At 37.9% G+C, this 13468-nt stretch carries 14 protein-coding genes; 8 read left to right on the top strand and 6 right to left on the bottom strand.

From position 1 onward, the window contains the following. Positions 1-26 precede the first annotated feature (26 nt). From ACSBFT_RS07530 to dtd, 4 genes are all read left to right on the top strand, one after another. The gene (locus tag ACSBFT_RS07530; protein ID WP_463044390.1) at positions 27-1262 is read left to right on the top strand and encodes an ammonium transporter; all 1236 of its coding nucleotides are present in this window, start codon (positions 27-29) and stop codon (positions 1260-1262) included. A 507-nt stretch (positions 1263-1769) separates the two neighbouring features. Then, positions 1770-2858: an outer membrane beta-barrel protein gene (locus tag ACSBFT_RS07525; RefSeq protein WP_463044391.1), complete on the top strand. Its 1089-nt coding sequence runs from the start codon at positions 1770-1772 to the stop codon at positions 2856-2858. A 148-nt stretch (positions 2859-3006) separates the two neighbouring features. Next, entirely contained in the window at positions 3007-4353 is a 1347-nt protein-coding gene (mgtE, locus tag ACSBFT_RS07520) for a magnesium transporter (protein WP_463044392.1), read from the top strand. 13 nt (positions 4354-4366) lie between these two features. Next, positions 4367-4819 carry a D-aminoacyl-tRNA deacylase gene (gene dtd, locus ACSBFT_RS07515; RefSeq protein ID WP_489604126.1) on the top strand — a complete coding sequence of 151 codons (453 nt, stop codon included), beginning with the start codon at positions 4367-4369 and terminating at the stop codon, positions 4817-4819. A gap of 3 nt (positions 4820-4822) precedes the next feature. Here the strand turns inward: dtd and ACSBFT_RS07510 are convergent, their stop codons facing one another. The 3 genes from ACSBFT_RS07510 to ACSBFT_RS07500 form a co-directional block, all read right to left on the bottom strand. Then, positions 4823-5128, bottom strand: a complete 306-nt coding sequence (locus tag ACSBFT_RS07510) for a rhodanese-like domain-containing protein (RefSeq protein ID WP_463044394.1) — start codon at positions 5126-5128, stop codon at positions 4823-4825. An 8-nt stretch (positions 5129-5136) separates the two neighbouring features. Next, entirely contained in the window at positions 5137-5913 is a 777-nt protein-coding gene (locus ACSBFT_RS07505) for a PASTA domain-containing protein (protein WP_463044395.1), read from the bottom strand. Positions 5914-6017: 104 nt separating this feature from the next. Continuing rightward, complete coding sequence (locus ACSBFT_RS07500) at positions 6018-6614, bottom strand: riboflavin synthase (protein WP_489604125.1); 597 nt, start codon at positions 6612-6614, stop codon at positions 6018-6020. Positions 6615-6692: 78 nt separating this feature from the next. Here ACSBFT_RS07500 and ACSBFT_RS07495 point away from each other — a divergent pair, with 78 nt between their 5' ends. Continuing rightward, positions 6693-7286: a DUF1684 domain-containing protein gene (locus ACSBFT_RS07495; protein ID WP_489604124.1), complete on the top strand. Its 594-nt coding sequence runs from the start codon at positions 6693-6695 to the stop codon at positions 7284-7286. 3 nt (positions 7287-7289) lie between these two features. Here ACSBFT_RS07495 and ACSBFT_RS07490 read toward each other — a convergent pair whose 3' ends face one another. Continuing rightward, a complete protein-coding gene (locus tag ACSBFT_RS07490; RefSeq protein ID WP_463044397.1) occupies positions 7290-7742 on the bottom strand; it encodes an Lrp/AsnC family transcriptional regulator in 453 nt (150 codons plus the stop codon). Positions 7743-7946: 204 nt separating this feature from the next. Here ACSBFT_RS07490 and ald point away from each other — a divergent pair, with 204 nt between their 5' ends. Further along, positions 7947-9032, top strand: a complete 1086-nt coding sequence (ald, locus tag ACSBFT_RS07485) for an alanine dehydrogenase (protein ID WP_489604123.1) — start codon at positions 7947-7949, stop codon at positions 9030-9032. A gap of 165 nt (positions 9033-9197) precedes the next feature. After that, positions 9198-10481 (top strand): Gfo/Idh/MocA family protein, encoded by a 1284-nt coding sequence (locus ACSBFT_RS07480; protein ID WP_489604122.1) that lies wholly within the window; start codon positions 9198-9200, stop codon positions 10479-10481. Positions 10482-10491: 10 nt separating this feature from the next. Here the strand turns inward: ACSBFT_RS07480 and ACSBFT_RS07475 are convergent, their stop codons facing one another. Together ACSBFT_RS07475 and hemJ are read right to left on the bottom strand one after the other, a co-directional pair. Beyond that, a complete protein-coding gene (locus tag ACSBFT_RS07475; RefSeq protein ID WP_489604121.1) occupies positions 10492-10770 on the bottom strand; it encodes a hypothetical protein in 279 nt (92 codons plus the stop codon). A 50-nt stretch (positions 10771-10820) separates the two neighbouring features. Next, positions 10821-11381, bottom strand: coding sequence for a protoporphyrinogen oxidase HemJ (gene hemJ / locus ACSBFT_RS07470; protein ID WP_489604120.1), 561 nt, complete (start codon positions 11379-11381; stop codon positions 10821-10823). A 46-nt stretch (positions 11382-11427) separates the two neighbouring features. On the opposite strand from hemJ, the gene ACSBFT_RS07465 reads away from it, so the two are divergent. Beyond that, positions 11428-13308, top strand: coding sequence for an OmpA family protein (locus tag ACSBFT_RS07465; RefSeq protein ID WP_489604119.1), 1881 nt, complete (start codon positions 11428-11430; stop codon positions 13306-13308). The last annotated feature ends 160 nt before the right edge of the window (positions 13309-13468 follow it).

The following is a 13468-nucleotide window of genomic DNA, read 5'->3' as shown; positions in this document are numbered from 1 at the left end:
AATTAACTTAAACTGAATCACTAGTTATGGATGGATTATTTACCGCCAATAATGTATGGATGATGATCTGTACGGCCCTCGTGTTTTTTATGCACTTAGGCTTCTCTTTTTTAGAAATAGGTTTGACCCGTTCTAAAAATACTGTTAACATCTTATTTAAAAATGTATTCATTATCTGTATCGGTCTTTTATTATATGCACTTTGTGGGTTTAATTTAATGTACCCAGGCGAATTTAACGGTTACTTTGGTTTCGCTGGATTTGGAATAGCTCTTCCAGAGAATGGTTTAACCCCAGAATATGCAAGTGGTGGTTACACATACTGGACAGATTTCTTATTCCAAGGTATGTTTGCTGCCACAGCCGCCACGATTGTGTCTGGTGCTGTAGCTGAGCGTATTAAGCTTGGAAGCTTCATGATATTTACAGTTATATATGTAGGAATTGTTTACCCAATAGCCGGTTCTTGGCAGTGGGGTGGTGGTTTCCTAAGCGAAATGGGTTTTTATGATTTCGCAGGTTCTACGCTAGTTCACTCTGTAGGTGGATGGGCTGCTTTAGTAGCTATTTATTTATTAGGTTCAAGAATTGGTAAATTCGGTGAAGATGGTACTTCTAAGCCAATCCCTGGTCATAGTTTACCATTGGCTGCGGCTGGTGTTCTTATTCTTTGGTTAGGTTGGTTTGGTTTTAACGGTGGTTCTGTATTGTCTGCAGACCCAGCTGGAACTTCACTTACTTTAGTTACTACTTGTTTAGCTGCTGCTGCTGGTGGAATGGGAGCGTTTGTTTTTGATTTATTGAAAAACAAGCAATATGATTTAACAATGATGTTGAATGGTATTCTTGCTGGTCTTGTAGGTATTACTGCAGGTGCTGACCAAATGATGCCACTTGATGCTATCTTAATAGGTTTAATTGCCGGTGTAATTGTAGTCATATCAGTAACACTGATTGATAAAGTTAAACTGGACGATCCTGTTGGAGCGGTTGCGGTACACTTAATCTGTGGTATTTTCGGTACCCTTGCAGTAGGTATATTTGGAGCCAAAGGTTTCATCACTACTGGAAGTTTTGAGCAATTAGGAATTCAAGCCATAGGCGTAGCTTGTTATGCAGTCTTCTGTCTTTTGACCTCTGGTCTTATTCTTTTCGCCTTGAAATCTACATTAGGCTTGAGAGTAAGTAAAGAAGAAGAAATAGATGGCTTAGATGACCATGAGCATGGTATGTCTGCTTATGGAGATTTTGCTACTAATTAATTCGGTTATTATAGATTTTAAAAAGGGTGCCTTCTGGCACCCTTTTTTTTGTTTCAAACCAAATTTAAAAAAGGAGTTCTAAGTGTGTAAACGTAAGACTGGATGAGCATGTTAAAGCGTAATCCTGATTTATATAGCTCAAAAAAAGTCTTAAAGATTGTCTTAGTTCTAATAAGTAGAGCAACGAAATGTTACTCGATTTAATGGTCTAAACGGTGACCATTTATCCATGTATTAAGATGCTCTCAAAAAAAACATTCGAGTGAAGGGAGCTGGAAAGAGATAATGTTTTCAAACTTGTGGTAGAAGTGTTAAAGTTTTGTCATTGTGTAATTTACCCAAATAATATCCTGTGCACTATGTAAATAGAATTATTCTAAGTTTAAATGGTTAATATTTGGAAAATATGAATTTAGTGAGAATAAAATTTTGTCAAATATTAATAATGGCGAATATTTGTGTCGGAACAAGTACGACAAATCAATTAAAATCTTAAAGAATAAAAGAATGAAAAAAGTTTATTTCGCAATAGTATCTATCTTAACTGCATTTTCGGTTTCGGCTCAAGAAGGAGGTCCATTAACACTTTCTGGATATGTTGATACTTATTATTTCGCCAATATGAATGGCGTAAGTGGAGCAGGGGCTAATTTAGGAGTTTCCGGTTTTGAAAGAATTTTTGATCATAATGCTAACTCGTTTCAAGTAGGTTTAGCTCAGTTAATGACTACTTACGAAGCAGGTGCGGTTACTGGGGTAATCGATTTGACTTTTGGTAATCATGGTGACTTGGGTAACTATGTATGGGTTTCAGGTTCTACTACGGGAATGGCCATTAAGCAAGCATATTTAAGTTGGGCCATGAATGATGTATTCAGCCTTACTGCGGGTACTTTCGGTACCAATGTTGGATATGAGGTTATTGATGCACCTGCAAACTTTAACTACTCTTTATCTAACTTATTTGGTAATGGTCCATTTTACCATACAGGTATTAAGTTAGATATCGCTCCTTCTGAGAAGTTTGCATTTATGTTAGGAATTAATAATGGTCTTGACAGCAAAGATGATTTTAACAAGGCAAAGGGTGTGATGGCTCAGATATATACGGCTCCAGTTGAAGGATGGGACTTATACCTAAACTACTACGCTTCTGATGAAGGATTGGGCGGTGCAACTGAGAAATACAAATGGTTTGATATCACTACATCATACCAAGTGACTGATAATTTCTTAATAGGTTTAAATGCAGTTCCTTATGGTTCTTTGAACAATGGTGTTGATACCAAGAAATGGTCTGGTGCTGCTTTATACTTAAACGGTAATCTAACAGAGAAATTTGGTCTTGGTGTAAGAGCTGAACGTTTTGATAACTCTGAAGGCGGTATGTATTTAGTTGACGAAAACGGTGATGGTTCTGCTGTTACTTCATTAACGCTTACTGGTAATGTAAATATTACGGACCATTTGATGTTCAAGCCGGAAGTTAGATTTGATACTTACTCTCCAACTTCAGGCTTTCAATTAGTAGATGGTGATGGTGCTGGCAAAAATAATCAAACGACTATTGGTGCTGCAATGATATTCCATTTCTAATAGAGGGATATATGCTATACTTAGAGCCTGAAATGATTTTCAGGCTCTTTTTTTGTTTCAAGGCTTAATATTTAGGTTATAAACTGTAGCGTTTATTAACGTGGGCTTTTGTTATCTTTGTTCCAAAATCAGCAAAGAGCAGCGTATTATGAATTTTGAATTAACCAACGAATTTCTTGACCAAATAAAATCTGGTATCGAAAATAAATCGGAGGAGTTTATTAAAAAGGAGCTGAATGATCTCTTTCCTGCTGATATAGCCAGTATTCTCTATGAGTTAAATGGAGAAGATGCACATTACCTTATTCAGTTTTTAGATACCGAAACAGGAGCAGATGTACTGTCGAGTATTGATACAGACGACCGTAAGAAATTCATTGCCGAGCAATTTACGGTTGAAGAAATAGCCACTTATGTCAATCTATTTGACTCCGATGATGCGGTGGATTTGCTGAATGAGCAGCCCATTGAAGTCAGAGAAAAGGTAATTGCATTATTAGAAGATAGAGAGCACGCTAGATTCATTTTGGATTTGTTACATTATCCAGACGACGTGGCGGGTGGATTGATGCAAAAAGAACTTATTAAGGTATATGAAAATCAGAACGTTAATGAGTGCATTGAAGAAATAAGGAATCAACTGGAAAACGTAGATAAAGTATACGCCGTATATGTGGTTGACGAAGACAACAGACTGAAGGGAATTGTATCTTTAAAGGAAATTGTACTGGCTAGAAAGAATACGAAGATTGCCAACTTGGTAGAAACAGACATCGTTTCTGTGGACACTACACTGCCTGGAGAAGAAGTAGCGGAGCTTATGCAGCGATATGATTTGGAGGCTCTTCCTGTTGTAAACGCTATAGGTCGTTTATTAGGAAGAATCACTATTGATGACGTGGTCGACTTTATCACTGAAAGGGCAGAAGAAGATTTTCAAGCCGTTACCGGTATTACAGGAGAAGTAGAAGAAGATGACACTGTCTGGAAATTGGCCAAATCTAGATTACCATGGCTGGTGGTAGGGGTACTAGGAAGCTTGATGGCCGCTACGGTCATTAAAGGTTTTGAAGATCAGTTGATTAAAGTTACCGCCTTGGCTCTGTTTATTCCTATTATGGGCTCTACAGGCGGAAATGTTGGTATCCAAACCTCATCATTGATAGTGCAGAGTTTAGCGGAGAAATCAGCTATGAGCTTAAGTCTTTCTGAAAGATTGATAAAAATAGCTCAGGTTGCTCTCATTAATGGTTTTGTGATAGGCGTATTGGCAGGTGTTTATCTTTATGTTATCGGTGAACCGCAGTTGTTTTTGGTAGTTTGTTTGGCATTGTTTGCCGTTGTGTTTTTAGCGTCGTTTATGGGTACTGTGACGCCATTGCTCTTAGATAAATTCGGAATTAACCCCGCTGTGGCATCTGGACCATTTATTACCACAGCCAATGATTTAGTAGGTATTGGAACCTATTTCTTGATTGCCAATTGGCTTTTATAAAAGTAGAAATTTAATGATTGCAGTTATTCAACGTGTTACCGAGGCTTCGGTAAAAATTAACGATATAGTTAAAGGAGAGATTGGCATTGGTTTTATGGTTTTGCTGGGCATAGCCCAAGAGGATACTCAAGAAGATGCCGAATGGCTTTGTAAGAAAATAATTGGAATGAGAATATTCTCTGACCAAGACGACAAGCTTAATTTGGATATTTCTCAAGTAGAAGGAAATATCCTGCTGATTAGTCAGTTTAGTTTACAGTCTTCCACAAAAAAAGGGAATAGACCCTCTTTTATTTCTGCCGCTAGGCCAGAACAGGCTATTCCCCTTTATGAATATGTATTAAGTCTTTTAGGTGCTTCTTTGTCAAAAGAAATTCAGTCTGGGGAGTTTGGAGCAGATATGAATGTAGCACTCACAAATGACGGACCCATGACTATTGTTCTTGATAGTAAAGATAAAAAGTAAGCTTTAAAGCTCTCTAAAAGCTAAAATTCCTCCTATAACGTTATGTACGTTTTCATAGCCTTCCATTTCTAGATATTGCTTTGCTCTACCACTTCTGGCACCGCTTCTGCAATGGATGTAAATGTGCTCTCCCTTTATAGCTTCTAGCTCGTCCACTCTTTCTTGAAGTTCTCCTAAAGGAATTAGTTTAGCACCCAAGTTGTCTTCTTCGTACTCGTCTTCGTTTCTAACATCATAAAAGTGGAATGACTCGCCACTTTCTATCATTTCTTTTAGCTCTTTTACGCTAATGTCGTTATTGTCGTCCATTGTAATTTTTACTGGTTTAAGTTTTCTCCTTCACTTCCCGAAATCCAAATGTTTACAGCATCCCCAGTTCTGAGGTTAACTCCGGCATCTGGCCTTTGCCTTACCACTGTGCCAGCGGGGGCATTGCTCGTGTTGTCGTATAAAATACTGCCTATATTTAAAGAAGAGCCGTTTATTAAGATATCAGCTTCATCATAAGTCAGTCCGCTTAGTTCAGGTACCATGACAGTGGTGTTTCCGTATCCATCTCCCACCACAAGCGTGATTTTAGACCCTTTTGCAAGACTTGTGCCCACTACCAATTCTTTTCCATCCGCCTTCATTCTTAAGACCGTATTCTTTTCTATGGCCGGAATAAATTCTGTAGTGGCTATTAAAAAGCCTATACTGGTCAAAAGGTTTTTTGCAGAGTTTTCACTTCTATTAATCACGTTAGGCACCTGAATTTTCGGAGCCTTATTGGTGATAATGGTCAAATATATTTTTCTGCCGTCTTTAACGCCTGAATGCTCTTTTGGATACTGAGAAAACACGGTAAGTGGTTGTTTTCCATTCACAAAAGTGCAATCTGAAACTTCAAAATCTAGATTTCTTGAATCCAATACCTTTTCTGTTTCTTCCAATGTAAGTCCTTTAAGGTCAGGAACTTCTATCTCTTCATTATGATTTGTGGTCCACGGTAAATACAAGAAAAAGAAGGCGAAGAAAAGTACAAGACCAGCCGCCAAAATGATTCCAATATGAACCATAATGTCAGTTTTCGAACCGGTGCTAAGTTTTGGCATAGAAATGATTTAGTTTCAAAACAAAATAATGGCTTTTGAATTCAATTAACAAGCCAACTTTCGATTAACGTTAAAATTGATAAAGAAGTGCTAACTTTTATAGTTTAAACGCTAAGTTTATTTTGGAGTATTTTCTGCATATACTTCCCAAGAATATCAAATTCCAAATTAACTGTGCTACCGATGAGCAAATCTCCAAGGTTAGTATGATCCCATGTATAAGGTATCAATGCTACAGAAAAAGTGCTTTCTGTGGAGTTAAAAACGGTTAGACTAACACCATTGATGCAAATCGAGCCTTTTTCCACGGTAATGTTTCCTAATGAAGGGTCAAAAGAGAAACTCAAGATATAACTTCCGTCTTTATTTTCTATAGTAGTTAAATGAGCTACTTGGTCCACATGTCCTTGTACGATATGTCCATCAAATCTTCCATCTGCTTTAAGACATCGCTCTAAGTTGACCTTGTCGTTTACACTAAGGCTTCCAAGATTGGTTATATTCAAGGTTTCTTCTATAGCGGTGACTTCATAGGTGTTACCCGCTGTTTTTTCTACCGTAAGGCAAACACCATTATGAGATACGCTTTGGTCAACTTTGAGTTCTTTGGCCAAATCACTTTCAAAAATAAAAGTCTTATTACTTCCATTTTGACTTATCGCAATAACACGAGATTGGCTTTCTACTATTCCAGTAAACATAATTTCAAGATACATTAGGATATGAATTGGCAAATTAAAAAGGTATAATGCTTAATTTTGCTCAAAAGTTTAGAATATATGTTTAAAAATAAATTTGTGAGGTGGGGTATAGCATTGGTTTTCGTTTTGGCGGCCATTTATTCTCTTACCATGAGCCCGAAGGATTATGCTTCTGAACTTAAAAGTAATAGAGCGTCTTACAAGAACAATATGCTCAGAATGGAGAATTCTCCTGTAGCAGACATAAAAGATTTTAACGATTTTAGATACTTTGATGCCAAGGAGCATTGGCAGCTATTTGTAGATTTTGAATCTAGTCCTTCAGAGCAGACTTTCCCGATGGTGATGACAGACCAAAGTATCTCTCCAATACAAATGATAGGCTATGCTGTTTTCAAAGTGGAAGGAAAGGAATATCGTTTAATGCTTTTTGACGAAGGCGAGCATTACCTGTTGCCATTTACTGATAACACCAATGGCGAAGAAACTTATGGTGGAGGAAGGTACATTAATGTTGAGAAAACGAGCAATAATAAGCTGATGATAGATTTCAACAAAGCTCATAATTTCTATTGTGTTTATAATGTGAACTTCGTTTGCCCTGTGCCTCCTTCTGAAAACGATATAGACGCCCGAGTGGATGCAGGAGAAAAGGTTTTATTTTTAGATTAAAACTTATAATGGTATTTCGGTCGTGTTCTTTACTTCGGACATTACGAAATAGCTGTTAATTAAAGACACCCCAGGAATAACAGACAGCTTTAGCTGGTGAAACTTATGATAGGTTTCCATGTCAGGTACGATGATTTTTAACAGGTAATCAAAGCCTCCAGAAACGAAATGACATTCTACCACTTCTGGAAGTTTTGCAACAGCCTCATCAAACTTCTGTGAAATTTCAAGGGTCTGCTTGGTCATGGTGACCTGATTAAAAACAGTGAGGGAAGTGCCTACTTTCTTCCTGTTTAGTATGGTGACATATTTTTCAATAATGCCACTAATTTCCATTCTTTTTATACGGTCAAAAACGGGAGTTTGCGTAAGATTTATTTCTTCCGCAATCTCTTTGTAGGTCATTTGAGCATTCTTTTGAAGAAGCTTTAAGATTTTAATGTCTGTGCTGTCCATTTTTAGCCATTTGTTTTCAGAAAAAAAATCTTTTTAGGATATTAAAAACCTTCTGAAAAAGTATATTATTCTTTCTTTAAGGTCTCAAAAATAAAAATATTCTTTAATTATTAACTAATGAAAAAAATAATTCTCCTCACTTATCTTTGTGGCACAATTACACTTCATCAAAAACTTCTTAATTCTAAAAACTAAATTCAGCACATGCTAGTCGGCGTTCCAATAGAAATCAAAAACAATGAAAACAGGGTAGCATTAACTCCTGCGGGTGTTGTTGAACTAGTGAAACGTGGGCATCGGGTATTGATTCAAACCCTTGCAGGAATGGGTAGCGGTTTTGAAGATGCGGAATATTTATCTGCAGGTGCGGAGATTCTACCAACTATAGAAGATGTTTACGCTAAGGCGGAAATGATTCTAAAAGTGAAAGAACCGATAGCCCAAGAATATGATCTTATAAGAGAAGGTCAACTGTTATTTACCTATTTCCATTTTGCCAGTTCTAAAACACTCACCAGTGCAATGCTTAAAAGCAAGGCCGTGTGTTTAGCGTATGAAACCGTAGAAAGTGCCGATGGTTCTTTGCCTTTACTTATTCCAATGTCAGAAGTAGCTGGAAGGATGGCGGTTCAGGAAGGAGCCAAATATCTGGAGAAGCCTTTAAAAGGAAGAGGGATTTTATTAGGCGGAGTGGCCGGTACACCTAGAGGCAAGGTTTTGATTCTGGGAGGTGGTGTGGTAGGAACAGAAGCCGCAAAAATGGCAGCAGGTTTAGGAGCAGAAGTCACCATCATGGATATCAGTCTTAAGAGATTGAGATACCTTGCTGATGTGCTTCCAGCCAATGTGAGTACACTTATATCTAATCAGCTGAACATTGAACAGGCAATAAAAGATGCCGATCTTATCATCGGGGCTGTTTTAATTCCAGGTGCCAAGGCTCCCAATCTTATTACTAGAGCGATGTTAAAGCAGATGCGTCCTGGTACGGTGTTGATAGACGTGGCTGTAGATCAAGGAGGCTGTATAGAAACTTGTGTACCTACAACTCACGAGGATCCTACTTTTGTGATAGATGATGTGGTGCATTACTGCGTGGCTAATATGCCAGGTGCGGTACCATATACTTCTACCTGTGCTTTAACAAATGCCACCTTACCTTATGCCATTCAATTGGCCAATAAGGGTTGGAAAAAAGCGACGGAAGAAAATGCGGAGCTTAGAAAGGGCTTAAATATTGTAAACGGAGAAATATTACATGAGGGTGTGGCTCAAGCATACGCTCAATAGATATAAAGATTTTAGATTTCCTTAAAACTGTTATGATTATGTATACCCCGGAGATTTCTGGGGTTTTACTTTTTATAAGCTTTGGGTTTGAAATGGTGGAATTGCTAATGGGTTTATGGACAAATTACTTATTTTAGTAAACTAAAAACAAATTCAACCCTAGCCATGATTAACAACGACTCAAGAAGAGCATTTATTAAAAAAGCATCTCTGTCTGCTTTTGCATTTACATATATACCAGATTTATTTAGCAGGACGGCTCCCAGTGATAGGGTGAGGGTGGCACATATTGGAGTAAACGGCATGGGAACCAATCACTTAAATTGGTTTGCCAAACTTCCAAATGTGGATACTGCGGCTCTTTGCGATGTAGATGCAAATCATCTTGCCACGGCAAAAGAGGTCTTATTAAAACTCAAGCCTAATAAAACGGTTGATACGTATGATGATTTTAGAAGGATACTAGATAGGAAAGACATTGACGCCATTACCTGTGCCACACCAGACCATTGGCATGCCCAAGTAGCCATTATGGCTTTTCAGGCGGGTAAAGATGTTTATGGAGAAAAGCCACTTTCTTATAGTGTTAAAGAAGGGCAAATGATGCTTGCTTCTATGAATGAGCATAAGCGAATTTTTCAGCTTGGCAATCAAATACATGCCGGAGATAATTATCACAGGGTGGTGGAGCTGATTCAAGGTGGAGCTATAGGAAAGGTGAAGAAAGTGAAACTCTGGAAAGCAGGAGAGCCACCGATGATTGAAAAAGCAAATTATCAAAAAGTCCCGAAGGAATTAAATTGGGATATGTGGCAGGGACCAGCCCCAGAAAGAGACTACCATCCAGAAAGATGTCATTTTACTTACAGATATTTTATGGATTACTCTGGAGGCATATTTCAAGATTTTTGGTGCCACATAGCAGATATAGTCTGGTGGAGTATTTCTCCTGAGAAACTGAAATCTATTTCCGCTTATGGAAGAGTAAGTCCAGGCATTGGAGATACACCGCTTGGTATTACCATCGATTATAAATTTAAAGGCTTGGATATTCAATGGACCTCCAAAGCTCCAAATGTGCCGGGAGCAGAAGGCAAGCATATTGGAGCTTATTTTGAAGGAACCAAAGGTACTCTATTGTGCGATTACGGTAGTAGAGAATTAATAATAAATGGCGAGAAACTAAAAGATATAGAAGCCATTCCAATGAGCATCACTCGCTCTCCCGGCCACCAACAAAACTTTATAGACAGTGTGAAAAGCAGAATGCAACCGGAATCAAATCTGGCCTATGCTCGTCAAATGACTTTACCCATGCACTTAGGACTCATTTCCTGGAAACTAGGAAGAAAGTTAAAATGGGACGCCAAAAAAGAAGTGTTTAAAGGAGATGAAGAAGCTAATGGCCTACTTTTCAGACCATATCGCTCATCGTATAACTGGATTTGAGCAGCGTGTATTAACGGTACTGCTGTACCAGTTCTTCCCATTCTTGGTCTAAGGAGATAGTAGGGTAGGGTAAATTTAAGCGTCGGTACCACCAGCCAGCATTAAATTTATCTCCTTCTTTTCTGTGCAGGTAAGCGTGTATTCTGTCATAGTCTGTATCTCCTTCTTTCTTTTGAGCTATTTCATGAGCCCTTTCCCAGTTTCCTTGATGGTCTTGCCACAGACTTTTAAGCATATCAGAGGATAGGTCATTCTCAGATTTAATGGCTTTGAAACTTTCTATATTCATGGCTAGTTGTAATTATATAAATTGAATTTTCAATAATAAATGAAAGATGTTTATTTTCCTCTACTTTTTTTATAAGCTTTGGCAATAAGGAATAAGACAAAGCCAAAGGCCATCACGCCAAGAAAGAGATAAAGAAAGTTCATAACATCCTTAACGACGGCTAATAGTACAATGGAAACAAGGAAAAGCGTTGGTAATTCGTTCAATAAACGAAACTGGAAAGAGGAATAAGTGGTTAAGCCCAATTCTTGCTTCTTGATGATGCCTTTGCAGTATAAATGATAGCCAGTCAGTAGAACCAAAAGCACTAGCTTTACTTTAATCCAATTTTGATTCAAAATGGCCGGATTACTTATTAACATCAGCAAACCGAAGGTCCAAGTAATCATCATGGCCGGATTACAAATGATTTTATAAACTCTCCAAGACATTTGTGTAAATTGAGCTTTCCAGTCTGCTCTTAAATGTTCTGGCTTTTCGTCGGCCTCTGTATGGTAAACAAAAATTCTTACCAGATAGAACATTCCCGCAAACCAAGAAACGAAACCAATAATATGGAAAGCTTTAAAAAATTGATAAAAGTGCATCATGCCTAGGTATGGTGTTTGCATAAAAAAATAAAAACAAAATTACAGCGTTAGCCTTCAATAGAGCTATATGAAATCAAAAATTATACTTTTTCTTTTAATTTTTCTGGCAGTTTTCGGTGCCAATGCACAAGATAAAAGGGCACAGGGCTTTTTTGAAAGGGGAGAAGAGGCTTTCAAGAAAAGAGATTATGCCAATGCAGAGGATTACTATCTCAAAACCTTAGAAAGAGCACCAGACTACACTTTAGCATATTATAAACTAGGGCAGATGGCCTATGCATCTAGAGATTTGCCAAAAGCAAAGACTTATTACCAAAAACTATTGGAGTTAGAACCAGAAAACAAAGACTATGTTTTGGCCTATACTTTCTTGGGAAACGAGTTTCTTAAGTCCAGCGAATATAAAAAAGCAAAAGCTTATTTGTCTGTGGCTTTGGAAAGGACCAGAGAAGGGACTAGAGCTTATGACCAGTTGAAAAGCCAAATCGTAAACTGTGAGTTTGCTCTTGATATTTTGGATAACCCTTTGACAATAAAAGCTACCCCAATGCCTGATGTACTAAACTTTAAAGACAAACAGTATTTTCCGGCGTTTACGGCAGATGGTTTATCCATTTACTATACCGCTAGAACCAATGGAGGCGACGAAGATATCTATGTTTCAAATAAAGTGGGCGACCAGTGGTCTATCCCCAAGGGGCTTTCTGAAGTTATCAATACAGCCTATAACGAGGGCACCTGTACCATTTCTGCAGATGGTAAAACCATGGTTTTTACAAGCTGCGAAGGTAGGGAGAGTTTAGGAAGTTGCGACCTCTTTATCACCAGACTTGGGGATAATGGCTGGTCTGTACCTCAAAATATGGGAGGAAATGTCAACTCTCCTTTTTGGGATTCGCAAGCCTCTTTATCTTCTGATGGTACCTTATTGGTTTTTTCTTCTGATAGATATGGCGGAGCAGGAGGAAAGGACCTTTATGTCAGTAAACTGGGAGAAATGAATGTTTGGGGGCAAGCCCAAAATCTAGGGAATATTATCAATACCGCTAAAGACGAAATATCTCCTTTCTTACATGCCAATGGAAGCAGCTTGTTTTTCGCTTCTCAAGGGCATTCTGGATTGGGTGGTTTTGATCTTTTCTTGACCAATAAAGAGCAAAAGACTTTCACAGAGCCTTTTAATTTAGGGTACCCTATAAACGATGGTTCAGACCAGTTTGCTTTGGTCATCTCGGCAGATGGTAAGCAGGCTTTTTATTCCGAAGAATCAGGCGAGAATGTTCGTTTATTTCAATTTGACCTTCCTAAAGAGCTCAAGGAGAAATTTGACCCTACTTTTTATCTGAAGGGGCATGTATTTGATGCAAAAACTAAAAAACCTTTAGGAGCATCTATTCAACTCATAGATTTAAAAACGAAAGAGATTATATCCACCTTTTCTGCTAATCCAGAAACAGGAGCGTATTTGGCCGTGTTGCCTTTTTCTGGCAATTTTGGTCTTTATGTGGAGCAAGCACAGTACTTTTTCAAGAGCATGTCTTTTAGTTTTAGTTCAGACGAGAAAAGGAATAATAAGGAGTTGGAAGTGGGTTTAGAGAAAATTGACAAGGAAAAAATAGAGATATTGAATAACATCTATTTTGATGAAGCTAGCTGGGAATTAAAACCAGAATCTATGGTGGAACTGAGCAAATTATCGGAGCTAATTTGGCTAAACCCAAGTTTGAAAGTGGAAATTTCTGGTCATACAGATGACGTGGGCACAAAGGAGAGTAATGCAGAGCTTTCTAGAAAACGTGCTCAGTCTGTGGTGGATTACCTCATTATGCAAGGATTAAGTAAAGATAATGTAAAGGCTAAGGGTTTTGGTGAGGATAAACCTATTGCCAGTAATGATACCGATGAAGGCAGAAGTAAAAACAGAAGAATAGAGTTGCGGTTTTATTAGGGATAGGAAGGCTTACAATAAGGAAATTTTCAGATTTGAGCATGATAATTTGATAGCGAAAGCTTTATTATACTTCTGAAAAATAGGGTATTACCTTTAAATAAAACCTTTCAAAATCAAGGATATTTGTGGGATTGAATTTTTATTTTTGGAATAGGCA

The sequence above is a fragment of the Arcticibacterium sp. SM2516 genome (assembly GCF_057914865.1).
This window is presented reverse-complemented; position numbering and strand designations above follow the sequence as displayed.